Source organism: Mucilaginibacter sp. Mucisp73 (genome assembly GCF_059491465.1).
This window is the reverse complement of record NZ_CP168507.1, coordinates 5,456,301-5,474,705: the sequence shown is the minus strand read 5'-3', so window position 1 is coordinate 5,474,705 and position 18,405 is coordinate 5,456,301. Positions and strand designations below refer to the sequence as shown.

The 18,405-nt window shown below is 43.4% G+C and carries 15 protein-coding genes; 6 read left to right on the top strand and 9 right to left on the bottom strand.

Annotation, left to right across the window (positions count from 1 at the left end; genetic code table 11):
* The first annotated feature begins 73 nt into the window (after positions 1–73).
* The 4 genes from ACEN82_RS22595 to ACEN82_RS22580 all read left to right on the top strand — a co-directional run bounded on the left by ACEN82_RS22595 (position 74) and on the right by ACEN82_RS22580 (position 6,068).
* Positions 74–1,255 carry a formimidoylglutamase gene (locus ACEN82_RS22595; protein WP_413320162.1) on the top strand — a complete coding sequence of 394 codons (1,182 nt, stop codon included), beginning with the start codon at positions 74–76 and terminating at the stop codon, positions 1,253–1,255.
* 57 nt (positions 1,256–1,312) lie between these two features.
* Positions 1,313–2,500 carry a redoxin domain-containing protein gene (locus tag ACEN82_RS22590; protein WP_413320164.1) on the top strand — a complete coding sequence of 396 codons (1,188 nt, stop codon included), beginning with the start codon at positions 1,313–1,315 and terminating at the stop codon, positions 2,498–2,500.
* A gap of 101 nt (positions 2,501–2,601) precedes the next feature.
* A complete protein-coding gene (locus ACEN82_RS22585) occupies positions 2,602–3,732 on the top strand; it encodes a redoxin domain-containing protein (RefSeq protein WP_413320166.1) in 1,131 nt (376 codons plus the stop codon).
* Positions 3,733–3,989: 257 nt separating this feature from the next.
* On the top strand, positions 3,990–6,068 hold the full coding sequence (locus ACEN82_RS22580; protein ID WP_413320168.1) for a TonB-dependent receptor: 2,079 nt from the start codon (positions 3,990–3,992) through the stop codon (positions 6,066–6,068).
* Between the two features lie 223 nt (positions 6,069–6,291).
* Here ACEN82_RS22580 and ACEN82_RS22575 read toward each other — a convergent pair whose 3' ends face one another.
* Together ACEN82_RS22575 and ACEN82_RS22570 are read right to left on the bottom strand one after the other, a co-directional pair.
* Positions 6,292–8,850: a family 20 glycosylhydrolase gene (locus tag ACEN82_RS22575; RefSeq protein ID WP_413320170.1), complete on the bottom strand. Its 2,559-nt coding sequence runs from the start codon at positions 8,848–8,850 to the stop codon at positions 6,292–6,294.
* Between the two features lie 249 nt (positions 8,851–9,099).
* A complete protein-coding gene (locus tag ACEN82_RS22570) occupies positions 9,100–10,026 on the bottom strand; it encodes a cobalamin-binding protein (RefSeq protein WP_413320172.1) in 927 nt (308 codons plus the stop codon).
* 166 nt (positions 10,027–10,192) lie between these two features.
* Between ACEN82_RS22570 and ACEN82_RS22565 the strand changes: the two genes are divergently transcribed.
* On the top strand, positions 10,193–10,816 hold the full coding sequence (locus tag ACEN82_RS22565; RefSeq protein ID WP_413320174.1) for a LysE family transporter: 624 nt from the start codon (positions 10,193–10,195) through the stop codon (positions 10,814–10,816).
* A gap of 98 nt (positions 10,817–10,914) precedes the next feature.
* Here the strand turns inward: ACEN82_RS22565 and ACEN82_RS22560 are convergent, their stop codons facing one another.
* The 5 genes from ACEN82_RS22560 to ACEN82_RS22540 form a co-directional block, all read right to left on the bottom strand.
* The gene (locus tag ACEN82_RS22560; protein WP_413320176.1) at positions 10,915–11,841 is read right to left on the bottom strand and encodes a bifunctional riboflavin kinase/FAD synthetase; all 927 of its coding nucleotides are present in this window, start codon (positions 11,839–11,841) and stop codon (positions 10,915–10,917) included.
* Positions 11,842–11,916: 75 nt separating this feature from the next.
* Positions 11,917–12,648, bottom strand: a complete 732-nt coding sequence (truB, locus tag ACEN82_RS22555; protein WP_413320197.1) for a tRNA pseudouridine(55) synthase TruB — start codon at positions 12,646–12,648, stop codon at positions 11,917–11,919.
* Positions 12,649–12,795: 147 nt separating this feature from the next.
* On the bottom strand, positions 12,796–13,590 hold the full coding sequence (locus ACEN82_RS22550) for an undecaprenyl-diphosphate phosphatase (RefSeq protein WP_413320178.1): 795 nt from the start codon (positions 13,588–13,590) through the stop codon (positions 12,796–12,798).
* Positions 13,591–13,685: 95 nt separating this feature from the next.
* The gene (locus ACEN82_RS22545) at positions 13,686–13,979 is read right to left on the bottom strand and encodes a DUF3098 domain-containing protein (protein ID WP_413320180.1); all 294 of its coding nucleotides are present in this window, start codon (positions 13,977–13,979) and stop codon (positions 13,686–13,688) included.
* A gap of 92 nt (positions 13,980–14,071) precedes the next feature.
* Complete coding sequence (locus ACEN82_RS22540) at positions 14,072–14,950, bottom strand: cell division protein FtsX (RefSeq protein ID WP_090530733.1); 879 nt, start codon at positions 14,948–14,950, stop codon at positions 14,072–14,074.
* A gap of 345 nt (positions 14,951–15,295) precedes the next feature.
* On the opposite strand from ACEN82_RS22540, the gene ACEN82_RS22535 reads away from it, so the two are divergent.
* Positions 15,296–15,499, top strand: coding sequence for a hypothetical protein (locus ACEN82_RS22535; protein ID WP_413320182.1), 204 nt, complete (start codon positions 15,296–15,298; stop codon positions 15,497–15,499).
* 138 nt (positions 15,500–15,637) lie between these two features.
* Here ACEN82_RS22535 and ACEN82_RS22530 read toward each other — a convergent pair whose 3' ends face one another.
* Positions 15,638–17,389 (bottom strand): ABC transporter ATP-binding protein, encoded by a 1,752-nt coding sequence (locus ACEN82_RS22530; protein ID WP_413320199.1) that lies wholly within the window; start codon positions 17,387–17,389, stop codon positions 15,638–15,640.
* 209 nt (positions 17,390–17,598) lie between these two features.
* A complete protein-coding gene (truA, locus tag ACEN82_RS22525) occupies positions 17,599–18,405 on the bottom strand; it encodes a tRNA pseudouridine(38-40) synthase TruA (RefSeq protein WP_413320184.1) in 807 nt (268 codons plus the stop codon).

Sequence of the window (18,405 nt, the reverse complement as noted above, 5' to 3'; positions counted from 1 at the left end):
CTGCTTTTAGCCTTAAGCTTTAGGCTAAAAAATCTGCACATTTGCACATCTGAAATCTGCACATTAAATAATTATGTCATTAGCTGATTTTTTTACGCCGATTGATCTTAAAAAGATAGCTCCTAAAAAAGGCTATTATACCAGCCAGCTTGGCGATAAAATTGTGCATTACTCTGTCGATTTCCCTGATCTGGAGGAGAAAACGGATATTGCCATTATCGGTGTTATGGATGATCGTAACGCGGTTGGCAACTCCGGTTGCTCGCTTGCGCCCGATTATATTCGCGAAAAACTTTACCAGCTAAATGAAGGCGGTTACTCTGTAAAAATCGCTGATCTCGGAAACATTCGTGCCGGCGAAAAGGTAACAGACACCTACTTTGCCGTTAAAACTGTAGTGAGCGAACTGATCAAAAAAGACATCATCCCCGTTATTTTAGGCGGGGGACAGGATCTTACTTACGCCCAGTACCTGGGTTATGAGGAGCTTGAACAGAAAGTTGACCTGGTGGTAATCGATTCGCATTTTGATTTGGATGAAGATAATCACGGCGAAAGCATTGAAACTACTTCTGCTTCCTATCTCAACAAAATATTCCTGCATGATCCCAATTACCTGTTCAACTTCAGCAACCTTGGCTACCAAACCTATTTTGTAAGCCAGGACAGCCTGAGGGTAATGGACAAGCTCTATTTTGATGTACACCGCTTGGGCGAACTAAGCGGCAATATTGCTGTTACCGAACCTGCCATCCGCAATGCCAGCATGGTAAGTTTCGATATCGGCGCAATTCGCGCTGCCGATGCCATGGGGAATGCCAATGCCACACCAAATGGTTTTTATGGCGAGGAAGCCTGCCAGCTCTGTCGTTACGCGGGCTTTAATGATAAACTTACCTCGATAGGTTTTTATGAATTTAACCCGGCTTATGACAGTAACGGGCAAACCGCCTGGCAACTGGCGCAAATGATCTGGTATTTTATTGACGGTTTTTATAACCGTAAGCGCGATTTTCCGCTTAACCCTAAATCACAATACCTTATTTATAAAACCAGCTTAACCCACGACGACCAGGAAGTAATATTTGTAAAAAGTAAAAAATCCGACCGCTGGTGGATGCAGGTGCCTTACCCTTCGGCAGGCTCGCCTAATGAGCGTTTTCATTTGGTACCCTGCAGCTATGCCGACTATAAAACTGCAACCTCGGGCGAATTGCCGGACCTTTGGTGGCGCACATATCAAAAATTAAACTGATATTCACAATTTTAACACTTGCTTAAACGTTAGCAGCGTAGAGTTTTATATATTTTAATGAAGAAATTATTTTTTTACATAGCCGCCATGCTGCCGGTACCGGCGCTTGCACAGGCTACAGACACCTTTGTTATTAATGGTAAATTAGGCAATGTCACCACACCCGCCAAAGTATATTTATCGTACCAACTGGGTGCTAATAATGTTACCGATTCGGCCAATGTGGTTAACGGTGCATTTTCATTTACCGGCACGATATTTAACCCCGTTAATGCCACATTAGCCGTTAACTACAAGGGTTTACCCCTCGAAAAATTTATCGACGGCAACTATAAATATGCCGATAACGGCAGCCTGATTTCAAAGACGGCCGACGACATAGATTTTTTCCTGGAAAAAGGTACTATCACCATCACCAGTAAAGATTCGATAGATAAAGCGGAGATCACAGGTTCGCAACTTAATACAGATAATGTAAAACTTCAGGCTCAGTTAAAAGCCATCAATCAAAAAGGAGAAAAACTGATGGCTGAGGCCAAGGCAGCTACGCCGGAGCAGCAAAAATCGGCAGCTTTTAGGAGTGCCATGCAGACAAGATATAAAGCCCTGCAAACAGAGCAAAAAACAACCTTGAAAAGCTTTATTGCAGCCAACCCTGATAGTTATTTAAGTTTACTTGCACTAACCTCGGTGAGCGGACCGGCCCCAGACCTTAGCGAAGTTGAGCCATTATACAATTCGTTATCTCAAAAAATCAAAGATACCGAAGCCGGTAAAATGATGAAGGTGCAGCTCGACGCCCTAAAAGTTACGGCTATTGGCTCCGAAGCTCCTGATTTTATACAAAACGACGTTAACGGAACTCCTGTAAAGCTATCGTCGTTCAGGGGCAAGTATGTGTTACTTGATTTTTGGGCATCATGGTGCGGTCCCTGCCGCCAGGAAAACCCGAACGTGGTACGTAACTATGCAAGGTTCAAAAACAAAAACTTTACGGTAGTTGGGGTTTCGTTGGATAAGCCCGACGGCAAATCGGCATGGCTTGCTGCCATTAAAAGCGACGGATTGGAATGGACGCAATTATCCGATCTTAAATTCTGGAACAACCAGGCAGCGGCGTTATATTCAGTAACATCTATCCCTCAAAACTTCCTGATCGATCCGCAGGGTAAGATCATTGCAAAAAACCTGCGCGGCGAAGATCTTGATGCCAAACTGGAACAGTTATTTGGAAAATATAATTAATTGATACTAAGGCCCTGCCCGGGCAATATTAATTTATATGTCATATTCACCGTTGAATTAGCCGGATATTTAATACCCGGCTAATTTTATTATATTGCGATATGAACTTGACCTCAATTAAAAAAATAGCTTTAACAGCAATTGCAAGCGTCCCTGCTTTAGCTTTTGCCCAGGATACCCAATATACTGTGCAAGGTAAAATTGGCGCCTATAACGCACCGGCGAAAGTCTATGTGCAATATCGTAAAGATGGAAAAACGGTTGTCGATTCGGCGGTATTGAACGGAGGAGCCTTTAAATTTACCGGTAAAACAAGCACAACAACACCTGTAAGCGGTTATATTTTGTTTAACCCCAAAGGTACCGGTCTGCATAGCTCAGAAGATTATCGTTCCATTTACCTTGAACCAGGTACCATCAACGTAAGCGCAACTGATAAAATTGCTGATGCCAAAATAGAAGGTACCAAAACCAATAACGATAACGAAAAATATAACCTGGCCGAAAAACCGATTAATGATGCCTATGAGGCGCTTTCGGCAAAACGTAAAACCGCCACGCCGGAGCAAATGGCCGAACTAAATGCCGAAGAAAAAAAGATCGACGACCAGGATGCGCAGGTAAATAAAAAGTTTATCCAGGAAAACCCCGATTCATATGTAAGCCTTAACGCGCTTGAATCATATGCCTACAGTGCCGATTACGTGGATATTGCCCCATTGTTCAACAACTTCAGTCCTGCTATTAAAGCAACCGAAGCAGGCAAGAAATTTGCCGAACGCCTGCCAAAATTAAAAGCCGTAGCTTTAGGTGCAATCGCCCCTGAATTTGCTGAAGCTGATACTGCCGGTAAAATGGTTAGCCTTTCATCATTTCGTGGTAAATATGTGTTGATAGATTTCTGGGCTTCATGGTGCGGCCCTTGCCGTCGTGAAAACCCTAATGTGGTAAAGGCTTACAACGCTTATAAAGGCAAAAACTTTACCATACTTGGCGTCTCGCTCGACAGGCCGAATGCGAAAGATAAATGGCTGGCAGCTATCCACAAAGATGGCCTTACCTGGAACCATGTATCCGATCTTAAATTTTGGGACAGTAAAGCAGCCGATCTGTATGCGGTACGTGGAATCCCTCAAAACTTTTTGTTAGATCCTAACGGAAAGATCATTGGCAAAAATCTAAGAGGCGAAGACCTGGAGAATAAGCTCGCGGAGATTTTTGGAAAGATTTAATAATATCATTTTAGGTCAATAACCGTAAAAGCCTTAGCAAATTAATTTGTTAAGGCTTTTATGTTTGTTTCTCACCCCTGAGATTTAGGGAGCAAAAGGAAAAGGGCGGTATTGACCCAAGCCCAAACTTACGAAGTTTTCAAAACTTCGTAAGTTTCAGCGCCGCCCATTCATAACATCAAGATATTTACAAATCTGTAATATGCTTTTACAAGTATAAACAGCTATTTTTGAGGGCCACCCCTGATTGTCAATCTATGCTAAAACGCTTTACTCTTATATCTTTTATACTTGCTGTTGTTATTACAGCCAATGCTCAAAATAAAATCCGCCTCAAAAAAGACACCACCGAACTTAAACCGGTAATAATCAAAGGTTACCTGAGTGACCAGCCTGTGATAAGCGTACCGGCATCGGTAAGTGTGCTTAATGCAGCCCAGCTCAGGATCCAGCCGGATAACTCATTTGTTAATGCGCTAAATACGGTTCCGGGGGTACGTACCGAGGAGCGTTCGCCAGGCAGCTATCGTTTATCCATCAGGGGGAGTTTATTACGTTCGCCTTTTGGCGTGAGGGACGTAAAGATCTATTTTGATGATATCCCCCTTACAGATGCCGGGGGTAACAGTTATTTAAATGCTATTGATATTGCTTCGATACAAAAGGTTGAAATATTAAAGGGCCCCGATGGCAGCTTATTTGGGGCAAATTCAGGCGGGGTAGTCATTCTTAGCCCGCTTAACCGGTATAACGATAGTACCTATATTTCGGCGGGGGTAAATGGCGGTTCATACGGGTTGTTTCATGAAAAAGCAGCAGTACAATTAAAAACCGCCAATTACCTGCTCAACATTAACCAAAGTTTTCAAACCTATCATGGCTACCGGCAAAACAGCGATACCCATCGCAACTACCTGCAACTGGCCGATAGCTGGAACTACAGCGGTAAAAACACATTAAAAGCACTGGGCATTTATTCCGATTTGGTCTATCAAACACCGGGAGGCTTAAACCTGGCCCAGTACATTGCTAATCCGCGATTAGCCCGCCAGCCTACGGCAACTTTGCCGGGGGCTATTCAGCAACGCATAGGTATTACTACCAAAATGTATTTAGGCGGCTTAACCAACGAATATCATTTTAACGACCACATCCGCAACGTGCTGGCCGTGTTTGGGAACCACGTTGATTTTGCCAATCCGTTCATTACTAATTATGAGCAACGCAGTGAAAATACCTATGGTTTCCGTACTTATTTTGAACTAACCGGCGATAAGAAACCCAATTTAGACTGGAAAGTTGATCTCGGTTTTGAATGGCAGCAAACCAACTCGCACATTGCCAACTATGGCAATAAGAAGGGGGTAAAAGATACTACCCAAACCGTTGATGATATCCACACCAACCAGCATTTTGTATTTGCCCGTTATGCTGCCGATGTGTATAAACGCCTGCATATTGAAGCCGCGGTAAGCTTAAACGATTATGGATATGATTTTAAAAACCTGTATCCGCTTAATCAAAACAATTTCACTAACCGCAACTTTAGCGTGCAATTGATGCCGAGGCTGGCTTTATCATACCAGTTCATTAACGCATTGGCGTGGCGGGCAAGTATAAGTCGCGGTTATTCAAGTCCTACAACTGCCGAGGTACGGCCAACTGATAATATTGTAAACACAAGCCTGCAGGCCCAATACGGCTGGAATTATGAAACAGGTTTCCGCCTGCGCAATAGGGATGAAACTTTTATGCTGGATGCATCGGTTTATTATTATCGTTTAAACAATGCCGTAGTACGTCGCCTTAATGCCAATGAAACCGAACATTACATCAATGCGGGTGGTACTAACCAGCTTGGTACCGAAGCTTCGCTGTACTATTGGATTATCCGGCCGGGTAAATATGGTTTTATCCGTGGATTACAATTCAATGAATCTTTCACCTATAGCCACTTCAGGTTTAGGGATTATATGGTTACCAATGCCAATTATTCGGGTAACAGGCTAACGGGCGTACCTAAAAACGTATTTGTGAGCAGCCTGCAGATCAGGTTCCCTGAAAGTATTGCATTATTTGTTCAGCATACCTTTACTTCAAAAATTCCGCTGAACGATGCAAGCACCGTATATGCGCCAAAATATAACCTGTTGCAGTCCCGCGTTAGCTATCAGCCAACCATTAGCCGTAAAATCCGTTTTGAAATATTTGCTGCCGCGGATAATTTACTGAATCAGAAATATAGCCTTGGTAATGATTTGAATGCTGTAGGTAACCGATATTATAATGCAGCTCCGCTGAGGAATTACTCGGTTGGGATGAATTTTATGTATTAGATGGTTAATAGTTGATGGTTCATAGATCATAGTAATCGCCGACTACGCTCGCCTTAATCAATAAAAACCCGGAAGGTAAAACCATGTCATTGCGAGGGACGAAGCAATCGCACGGAAGCAGAGCGGCTCTGTAATGTATGCGATTGCTTCGTCGTTCCTCCTCGCAATGACATGATTTTAATATGAACACGGCCTTTTTAAAGCTTGCAAACTGCAAACTGAATTACGGATTCAAATTGTTATTACCTCCTTCAGCTATATTACCACCCCTGCCTTTTGGATCAAAAGCGCGGAATTTGATAACGCCACCATTGTAATTAACCGGGCCAGTGTAAACCTTACTACCTGCGTCGGGATCTTTACCATTGGTTGTATACCGGATAGTTAAGCCCGGAAACTCTACGTTACTAAAATATTTACCATCCTGCAGGCTGATCCCTGGCTTAGGCACACGGTAATCATAGCCGCCGTTATAATAAGAGAGGCGGGGCAACTCCCGTTTACCTAACACATTCAGGAAATTTGACCAGGCGGCCTGGTACGCTTCTTTACTTTTTGCGGGATCTTTTTCGGTGGCCCATGCCGGGTCTTGCGCCCAGGCACGTTCAGCCAGGCCAAGCAGCTTCGGGAAAATCATGTAATCCATTCTTTCGGGGCCTTTCACTGTTTCGGCCCATAAGGCACCTTGCAAGCCTACTATATTGCTTTTACCATAATCGGTAAGGCGTTGCTTGCCGATGAAGATATTCCTGTTTATCGGGTTGCCTTGTTTATCAACGTCGGCATTTTTAAAGTAATCGTAGGGGATAAACGAAAAGAATTTATCTATACCCAAAAATGCGCCCCAGTAATAGCCCGGCTCGTCAAATGATTTGTAATTGGCCATATCAAAATACAGGTTGGTAACACACGTTAGTACCACTTTGTAACCGCTATTAGCCAAACGGTAAGCCAAATCTTCCTGCCCTCCGCCTAATACGTTGTTCCAAACATCAACCTGTAAGTGTTCTTTTGTAAAATCCGGATTAGGTACGTAAGCAGGCTGACCGTCGAGGGTTGTTTTACGCAACGCCATTTCTTCCCAACCCGAAAGGCGGATACCTTTTGCTTTTAAGATCTCATTAACACGACCGTAGAAATAATACCAAAGATCATTGGTGCTTTGTATTTCGGGATGTGCAGCTTTAAGCGCCGCATAAGCCGGTGATTTTTCCCATACATTGGCAGGCACTTCATCACCACCGAAGTGGATGGTGGGCAGTGGCGCTTCGGCTTCTTTATAAGTGCTGATGAGGTCATTTACAACAGTCTCCACAAAGTTATAGGTTGAAGGGAGCGATACATCAATCACATTATCGTTCCAGTATTGTACCGAGCGATACTCAGATTTATCATTAAGATCATATAGCAAATATTTTTCAGCTTCGGCCTTTTTTCCTTCGGCCATTAGTCGGTCATAACGGGCATTCATCGCTTTAATAGCTCCACGGGCATGACCGGGAGTTTCGATCTCGGGTACTACTGTGATATGACGACCGTTGGCATATTTCAGGATCTCGATATAATCTGCTTTCGTATAATAGCCGGTGCCAAAAGGATTGTTAACCTCCGGGCCCGAACCATGCGATGGTGGCAGATGATGTTTGCTATCCAGTGTATGGCCACGTTTTGAGGCAACCGAAGTAAGCTCAGGTAACGCAGGGATCTCTATTCTCCAGCCTTCATCATCTGTTAAATGCAGGTGCAATACATTAAGCTTGTACAGGCTCATCGCTTCGAGCAGTTTCAATACCTGCTGTTTTGACTGGAAGTTACGGGCTATATCAAGCATCACAGCCCGATAAGAAAAACGTGGCGCGTCTGCAACCTCTACACAGGGGATCTGCACCGATGGCGGAGTTTTTGCCAGGGCAGCAGCTGGGATCAGGCTTTTGAATGACTGGATGCCATAAAACATGCCGGTAGTTGTTGACGCGCGGATGGTAACGGCCGCCTGCTTTACGCTTATTTCATAGGCCTCATTGCCCAAACCTGGTTTGTATTGTAAGGAGATAGCGTTTTCAGAGTATCTGTTAGCACCTTTTTTACCAAGCAACGCTAAAATGTAATTATCCAACAATGCGGCTTCCTTACTAAAACGGGAATCTAATGCAGTGATATGTATATTAGAAGCAAAAGTAAATGTGCCATTGCCCAGCACATAGCTTACCGGCGTAGGAAAAACTTTTACTAACTGATCGGCAGGAATATCGGCAACTGTTTTATTCCTATCGAAAACAATCTCGGGTGTTATCAACCCCTGGTAAGTTGGTTTGTACGGCGTAATGTCATACGAGCCGAAAGAATAGCCTTTTTCAGGGGCGTTATCCCAAACAAGGTATGGCCCTTCAGGCGCATCGGTAATATTTACCACAGGGTCATCGCACACAAATTCAATGCGGGCGGTTTCACCGGGTTTCAGATCTTTGAAGCCGGATGTAGGGGTTATGCTATATAAATCTCCGTTAACCTGTTCAATTAGAGCGTTATTGCTGACGGCTGTTTTGGTAAAACCACGCCCCGAATTAAAGTAGATCTTCCATCCCCCCGCAGGCAAAACCTCATGACTTTTATTGGTTATCACCAGTGCGGTGAGCGCTTCATTTTTATTTTGATAGTTATTATCCATTACCTGCCAGGTGAGGTGCAGGTTGGTTATGTTCGGTTTTTTATCGTCATTAATTTTAAAACCGCTGCATACAAAAACCGCGGCGATAACCACCAGCGTAAAAATTTTGTTCATAATTGATCCTGTGCCTGGGAGATAGCAGACAGGTAAATATATTACTTTTTAAATTATTTTAATAAGTGTTTTTTGTAGAGACGCATCAAATGCGTCTTTTCACGGAAGACCTATCTATCGCGGGTTTAGCGGTAGCGTACCCCGTGACAGGCATGATTGAAGCTTCCAGCTTCACTTATTTTACTTAAGCTGGAAGCTTCAGTAATGGTTCACCACAGGTTACGCTATCGCTAAACCTGCGGCAGTATTTTACAACGAAAACTTAATCCATCCTTCACCTTCATAACCAAATATGAACTGTTTGGGGCGGATGATTTCGGCCAGGATCTCGATGGAATCAACGATGCGGGGCCCGGGACGATTGAAATATTGGTTGCCATCGGCAATATAAAACCTGTCGTTTTTTACGGCTTTGAGTGATGCAAAACCCGGGCGGTCCAAAAGGAGGTTGATCTCACGCATGGTGCGTTCAATACTGAAGCCGCAAGGCATCACCACAATAATTTCCGGGTCCTGCTGCAGGATCTCATCCCACTCAATATAGGGCGAGTGCTTCCCTTCCTGTGCTAAAACGGGCGTTCCCCCTGCTATGTTTACCAGGCCTGGTACCCAGTTGCCGGATATCATTATTGGCTCCAGCCATTCAATACAGGCAACGGTGGGTTTGCTATCTATAAACTTAAGTTTATGCTTAATAATGTCAACCCGTTCCTGCAGGTTTTCAAGCAGTTCGGCACCGGCCGCGGATACGTTCAGCGCATTAGCAACGGTAACAATGTCGTTAAAAATATCATCGAGCCTGTTAGGCTGCAGCGATATAATTTGTGCCTGTTTATCCAGGTAGTTTTCAAGCGCTTCTTCAACATCTTTTAACGATACGGCGCAAACCTCGCACTGGGCTTGTGTTATCAATACATCAGGCGAAAGTGCTTTAATTTGTTCGCGTTTTACGGTATAAACCGATAGTGCATCGGCCAGGATCTCTTTCACTTTTATATCAATATCGGCGCTGCTTAAACCATCCGGAAAATTAGCTTCAGTACATATGGGTAATTCTTTAACAGATGCCGGAAAATCGCATTCGTGCGAACGCCCCACCAGGTTTTTCTCTAATCCTAAAGCACAAATTATTTCGGTAGCGGCCGGTAGTAACGAAACTATTTTTTTTGTTGGCATGTTAACAAGTTAAAGTTTGCAAATGTAAGGAAGATTCTGAACCGGGATTAAACGGATTTGTCAGATTATTGGATTCCAATGCAGACTCCGGGTAATCCCCCAATCCTATAAATCGCGGTTCAGACAATAATTTGCCAACTCAAATTAACAACCTATCTTTGCTACGATGATATTTCTAACATTTTTCATCGGGATCATAGCCAACTTTATAGGCTATATTCCCCCCGGCAACATAAACCTAACTTTAGTACAGATCACTATAAACCGTGGCATTAAGGAAGCTGTACGCTTTATAACCGCTTTTTCGGCTGTTGAATTTTTCTTTACTTATTTCATCATGCATGCTGCCCGCTGGCTTTCTGGGCAATTGCAACTTAATACAGTTATCGACTGGATAATGGTAGTGCTGTTCGGCGTTATGGGATACATCACCTGGATCCATCGTAACAAGCCGCCTAAAGCCAATTACTCCGAACATGCCAGTATCAAATATGGTATTTTATTAGGCTTTTTAAACCCCATGCAGGTGCCCTTCTGGATGGTAACCGGCACATACCTTATTACGCATGAATGGATCCTTGACGGCAGGGTAGCCCTTGTTATTTTTAGCCTGGGCTCGGCAGCAGGTGCTTTTTTATGCCTGTTTATCTATGCCAAATTCGCTAAATACATACAGGAAAGATTTGCGTTAAGCACCAGGCTTATCAATACCAGTATAGCTATATTATTTTTCGCTTTCGCGATGTATCATATTGTGAAACAGGTTTACTTGTCATTTTTCAAGCATTAAAACCTTGATTTTCTTGATTTAGGGATTGCCTGATGCGGTGCGTAAGCTGCCAATCCATATTGAATTCAAGGTAATCCTTAAATCAAGCAAATCATGGTTCAATTCATGACTTTCAGCACATCTACCTTATCCTGGGCCAACTGAACTTTCAACTCATCAAGCGATGAAAACTTAACATCCCCCCGTATGTAGTGGTGAAACTCCATCCGGATAGTCTGATTATAGATCTCTTCGCCAAAGTCAAAGATATTTACCTCGATGTTGCGTGTAAGGCCATTAACCGTTGGGCGGCTACCGATGTAGGCCATCCCTTTATATTTCTGATCAGCTATAATTACTGTTACCGCAAAAATACCATCGCATGGAATAAGCTTATATTTTTCTTCAACCACGATATTGGCTGTCGGATAACCAAGCTGACGGCCGATCTGATCGCCGCGGACAACCTTTCCGGTAATAAAGAAAGGATAGCCTAAAAAGGCGTTAGCCAAATGAATATCGCCGCTTAACAGGGTGTTACGGATGCGGGTTGAGCTGATGGCCACCTCGTTGATGTCCTGTTCGGGAATTTCTACCACATCAAAACCATACACAGGGCTAAGGCGCTGCAGGTCTTCAAAGCCGCCCTGCCTGTCTTTACCGAAGCGATGGTCATAGCCTATTACTATTTTTTTTGTACCAATTTTATTAACCAGCACATCACGGATATAGCTTTCGGCGGATTGATTGGAGAAATCTCTTGAAAAAGGGGTTATAATGAGATGGTCAACCCCGATGCGTTCCAGTAGTTCGGCCTTTTCGGCAATGGTGGTTATCAGTTTCAGGCTTTCATCTTCCGGGTGCAGGATCATGCGCGGGTGCGGAAAAAAAGTAAGGATCACCGTTTCGCCTCCTGTGCTTTCGGCCAGCTCCTTAATGCCTGATATAATTTTACGGTGCCCTAAGTGTACCCCATCAAATGTACCGATGGTGACTACTGCATTGTTTACCGCTGTAAATTCGTCGATATTATTGTAAACCCTCATTTATGAGTAAAATACAAAGTTAATTTTTAGTTGATGGGATTAAAAACCGGAGTGTTTGAGCTTTGTAAATTTCCTTTACCGCGCTGTATGTACATCTGATACTTTTAATTCCCTTACAGTATTTACCAGTTCCATCACTTCCCAGGCATCCTCAATTCTGAAGTTACCGCTCCGTGTGCGTCTTAGTTTTGAAAGGTAAGCCCCGTTGCCTAAAGCTGCGCCAAAATCATTCACCAACGAACGGATGTAAGTGCCCTTACTGCACACCACCCTGAAATCCACCTCGGGCAGCTCAATACGGGTTAGTTCAAACTCAGTTATAGTGACGTTACGGAGCTTCAGTTCCACATCCTCGCCCCGGCGTGCCTTTTCATATAAACGCTCGCCATCAACTTTTATGGCCGAGTGCGCCGGCGGATATTGCTGGATATCGCCAATGAACTGTCTGCAGTTGTTACGCAGCATTTCTTCGGTGAGTTGGCTGATGTCGAAACTTTTGTCTGGCTCCGTTTCCATATCGTACGAGGGTGTAGTAGCACCCAATACCATGGTCCCGGTATATTCCTTTTCTTCGGCCTGGAAAGTATCAATCTGCTTGGTCATTTTACCGGTGCAAATGATCAACAGGCCTGTAGCCAGCGGATCAAGCGTGCCTGCATGGCCAACCTTTAGTTTAAGCGGCTTAAATGAATTGCGGAGCTTGCCAACCACATCAAAGCTTGTCCATTGGTACGGTTTATTAACCAGAAGTAGCTGACCCTCAGCAAATTCCTCTATTTTAGTGTACGTGTTCTTCAAATCTTTTATTTACACCGGATCAATTTATCCGATTTTTCGCAAAGGTACGATTTTCGGCCCTATTGCCTGACAAGCTATAAATTACTACGCCGGATCAATCTCTTTTGATATGAGAATGATCCGGCGCGGCAAAATTAATATGATATACTTAAATGCTTAAATCGTTTGTAATTGGTGCCCGCTCAAAATTAATCCTATAATAACAGCTCCAACCACGATACGGTACCAGCCGAAAATCTGGAAGCCACGGCGCTCAAGAAAAGTAATAAATGTTTTAATAGCCAGCATGGCAACAATAAAAGCAATGATATTACCTATGGCCAGCAGTTTAATTTCTTCGCCGGTAAATATGTGGCCTTCTTTATGGAAGTCGTATAGTTTTTTTGCAGTCGCGGCAAACATAGTAGGTACCGCCAGGAAGAATGAAAACTCGGCAGCTGCAGTACGGCTCAGTTTCTGTGCCATACCACCAACAATGGTAGCGGCCGAACGTGATGTTCCCGGGATCATAGCCAAACACTGAAAAAAGCCTATTTTAAGTGCCGTTAAATTGCTGATATCCTTTTCTTCTTTAATCACCGGCTTGTTGAACCATTTATCAACAAACAATAAAATAATGCCGCCAACAAACAGGGTAATACCAACCGTAAGCGCGCTCTCCAATAAAGCATCTATCTTTTTGCTAAACAATACGCCAAATACTGCGGCAGGTATAAAAGCGATAAACAGTTTTAAATAAAAATTAACCGATTGCAGGAACCTTCTCCAGTACAGGAACACTACCGATAAGATGGCACCCAGTTGTATGGCAATAGTAAAAAGCTTTACAAAAGGATCGGCTGCTATGCCCATTACTGATGAAGCAATGATCATGTGCCCGGTTGATGATACAGGCAAAAATTCAGTTATCCCTTCAATAATTGCAAGGATAATAACATGGATTAAATTCATTGGGGTTTTAAGGGGTTGAGGTAGAGGTATATGTTATTACAGTAGATATCTTTCACTAAAACATATCTACTGTAAAATTCAGCATGGTTACTGTATTAATTAGCCGAAGGCTTTTTAAGGATAGCGAAGAAACCCAAAGCAAAACCGCCCAAAACTACTATTGGGGCGATAACTATTTTGGTAGTGCTGTAAATGTCAGTTGTGCCCGACATCAGTACAAAACCGAAGGCAACAACCGCCACGCTGATGATTAGCACACGGTAATTGCTTTTATCAAATATAAATTGTACCGGTTGTGCAGGCGCAGTAGCTTTTGCAGCACCGGTAGCTGCCGGCGATGTTGCAGCAGTTGTTTTTACAGGGCCGGCTGGTTTAAATTTTTGTGCCATATATCTTTTTAATAAGTGAATTATTGATTTAGTGAATTAGTGATGGAAAGTTCAGATCAAGCATTTCAGCTTTAACCTTTGGCCTTTAACCTCTATCTGTACAGATCGTATATTTTTAAACGTAAAAACTTGTTAACTGCTAAAAAGGTACTGAAGCCTGATATAAAAATACCCAGCCCAACTACAACTAAAAACACGATGCCAAACTCGGTGTAGTTTTGTAAAAACACCAGGTCGGGTACGTTGTCATAAGCAACATATAAAGTACCTATCAGCAGGATAATAGCAATTAACCCGCCTAATAAACCATGCCAGATCCCGTACAGTAAAAAAGGCTTGCGGATAAACCCTTTTGTAGCCCCAACCAGTTGCATCGATTTGATCAGGAAACGCTGCGAATAAATGGCCAGCCTGATGGTATTGTTAATCAACGCTACCGAAAGCACCACAAAAATACCGGCAAAGGTAAGGATGATCAAACTGATGGTCGTTACATTCTGGTTCATTTGGTCAACCAGCGATTGCTGATATTTAACCTCCTTTACTAATGGGTTCTTAAGCAATTCGGCTTTAAACTTTTCAATATCCTTGTTATTGGCATACTCCGCTTTCAGGTAAACATCAACTGACTGCGATAGCGGATTGTAACCTAAAAACTTTACAAAATCTTCGCCAAGATCTTTTTGCAGGTTGCGGGCGGCAAGCTCTTTACTTACGTATTGGGTTTGTTTTACCATTACGTTGCCATCCAACTGTTTTTGAAGTTGCAATACATCGCTTTCGTGGGCGGCATCATCAACAAAAATATTAAGCACGATGTTTTCTTTAACATAGCTCGAAATATTTTTAGCGTATACCAGTATTAAACCCAGCAGCCCTACCATTAACAGCACCATGGCAATACCAAATACAGTTGAAATGTAGATGGTTTTTGTCTTTTTAGAGGATGCGCTTGCTTCAAATTCTTCCATTTACTCTTGTTAGATGTGAGATATTAGACATGAGATTTGAGATGACTATCCCCCTCAAGTTAATATCATATTTCTGCGAAAATAAGAAACCCTCCCTAAAGGTAAAAGTTTATTGCTTATAAATATGTTTAATAACGCTTTAGCTTAACAGATTTAACATTTATTAACAACAGAACCGGGATTTGGGGGGATTTTTAGGATTACACAGATTTCGACAAATTCCGATCAAACAAACATCCGAAAAAAACAGAAAAATCCCCCCAAATCCCGGTTCAGACAAATTAAACATCAATTCTGATCTAAACTTGGAGTTAAACAAAGCACGGTTGCTGTTGTTATTCAATCATGACAAAGCCAGCAAACGAAAAAGATAAACCTTCACCATCAGATACCCCGACCCACAGGCCAAATGACAACGGGCATAAAAGCAAGGTGCGTAAAGAAGATAAACAATATCGTGCCGATAACCCGCATGGAGGCGATATTGTCAAAAAGCACGAGAAAGAAGAACAGCCGGTTCATTCGGTGAAGAGTGTACCGAAGAAGTGAGTTCTCTCAAAGCGTCATTGCGAGGGTACGAAGCAATCCCAAACTTTACAGATCGACTTGCATAGCCGCTCTAATTCTCGGGGATTGCTTCGTACCCTCGCAATGACGCCTTTTTTATTAAGAATAAGCCTTTCTAATTCAAGACTTAACAATCCCTGCCGAATTAAACTGCAAATCATACAATTTGCGGTAATGCCCGTTCTCAATTTTAAGCAATTCCTGGTGGCTGCCCATTTCCATGATCTCGCCGTGATCAAGTACAATGATCCTGTCGGCATTTTGAATGGTGGAAAGCCTGTGGGCTATCACTATGGCCGTACGGCCTTCCATTAATTTATTGATGGCATTCTGGATCAGGATCTCGGTTTCTGTATCAACAGATGACGTAGCTTCGTCCAAGACCAGGATTGCGGGATTATAAACCAGTGCCCTGATAAACGAGATTAGTTGCGATTGCCCGGCCGAAAGTGTTGAGCCGCGTTCCATCACATTATAATCGTAGCCGCCGGGCAGGCGTTCGATAAAATCATGCGCGCCAACATCTTTGGCCGCAGCTATGATCTGCTCGCGGGTGATATTGGGATTATTGAGGCTGACATTATTGGCAATGGTATCGCTGAACAAAAACACATCCTGTATCACAGTTGCTATCTGCGAACGCAGGTAGTTTACATCATAATCATGGATATCATGTCCATCAACCTTTACACAACCTTTGCCAATTTCATAAAAACGGTTCAGGATATTAATGGTTGATGATTTGCCTGCGCCGGTTGCCCCTACCAAAGCCAGGGTTTCGCCGGGCTTGATATGGAAGCTGATGTTTTTCAGTACCCAGTTTTCATCATTATAGGCAAACCATACTTTATCAAAGCTGATATCGCCCTGCAGCCTGCCTGTTGTAAGTGTGCCTTTATTTTCGGCCACCTCGTCGGTATCCAATACTTTAAAAATCCTGTCGGCACCTACCATACCCATTTGCAGGGTGTTAAATTTATCGGCCAGCTGGCGGATAGGCCTGAACAACATATTCAGCAATACAATAAAGCTGGTGATCAATCCAGGAGTAATTCCCTTGCCTGATGCGGAAATAGTTAGCATTTGACTATCTGACAGCATTCGTTTACATCCGTACCAAACCAGTAAGCCCATACATATGGCAAACAGGATTTCTACCACCGGAAAAAATATCGAGTAATACCAGTTTGAGCGGATATTGGCATCGCGGTACTTTTCATTCACGGCTTTAAATTTGCGCATCTCCTGGTCTTCACGGGCAAAGATCTGGATCACGCTGATCCCCGAAATATGTTCGGCCAAGAAAGTATTGAGCCGTGCCACCTGCGTACGCACCTCCTGGAATGAGGACTTAATAGCCTCCTTAAACACATAGGTTGAAGCAAACAGGAAGGGCATCGGAATGAGCGTAATCAGGGCCAGTTTCCAGTCCTGCCAAAGCATGTAGCCAATCACGGCGATTACCAGCAGCATATCGCCCATGATAGAGATCAACCCTTCCGAAAAAATATCGGCAATAGTTTCCAGGTCGGACACCGTACGGGTAATAAGCATACCGATAGGCGTACGGTCGAAGTATTTTAATCTTAAACTGGTAATGTGGTTAAAAATATCGATCCTCAAATCGCGGATCACATATTGGCCCAGCGCATTGGTTAAATAAGTTTGGTAGTACTGCGCAATAGTTTGAATAATCAATTGAGCTATCATGAGCTCAACCATAAAAACCAGGCCGTTATAATCGTCGTTCAAAATGTTGACATCCAGCGTACGCTGGATCAGGATTGGCTGCAGCAAAGCATTGGCAGCTATAAAAATAGTCAGGAAAGTAGCTATAACAAAGGTTTTGTTATACGGCTTAACGTAATGCATTACCCGGGCGAGCAGCTTCCAGTCAAGGGCCTTTCCGGTTACGCCCCCCCCGCCCCCTGAAGGGGGTGCTGCCTGTTTAGTTGCTTCCCCATTTGTTGCTGCGGAAGCTTCCTTCTTATTATCTTGTTTATCTTTAGCCACTATCTCAAAGTTAAAGTATAATTATATATCACCAAATCCATCTACTATTCTTCACCATAGTTCCCCCTTCAGGGGGTTAGGGGGAAAGGATATTTCACCTCCGTCAAATACAAGCCGCAGGCGGGTACGCTGGTGCCGGCATTTGAGCGGTTCTTGCTTTCAATAATTTCGCGAATGCTCTCAGGGGATATTTCTTCCCGGCCAATCATCATCAATGTACCCACAATGGCGCGTACCATGTTACGCAAAAACCTGTCGGCAGTGATATGGAAAACGATGCCATTGTCGGTCTTTACCCATTCGGCACGGGTAATTTTGCAGTTATTGGTTTTAACCTGGGTGTTTGATTTGCTGAAACAGCTAAAATCAATATACTCCATCATAATAGCCGCGGCTTGGTTCATCAGATCGATATTGGGCACATCGCGCAGCTGCCATGAATATCCCTGCAAAAAAGGGTCTTTATTAAAATGAATATGGTATTGATATGAGCGCGATGTGGCATCAAAACGGGCATGCGCATCGGCATGTACCGGGACAATATTTTTTATGGCGATATCAGGTGGAAGCAGGGCGTTTAACCCCCTGGTTACTTGTTCATGGTTGATAGTTGATGGTTCATGGCCGTCAGCTTTGCCATGATCTATGAACGATGAACTATTACCCTCAATATCGAAATGCGCAAAGAACTCCTTGGCGTGCACACCTGTATCTGTGCGGCCGCAGCCGGTTGTTTCTATGGGCTGCCGTAAAATTGTGCTTAGTGCCTTGTTCAGCAATTCCTGTACACTTACGGCATTTTGCTGTATTTGCCAGCCGTGATAGGCGGTGCCGTTGTAGGCCAGTTCAATAAAATAACGCTGGTTGTTGCTCAC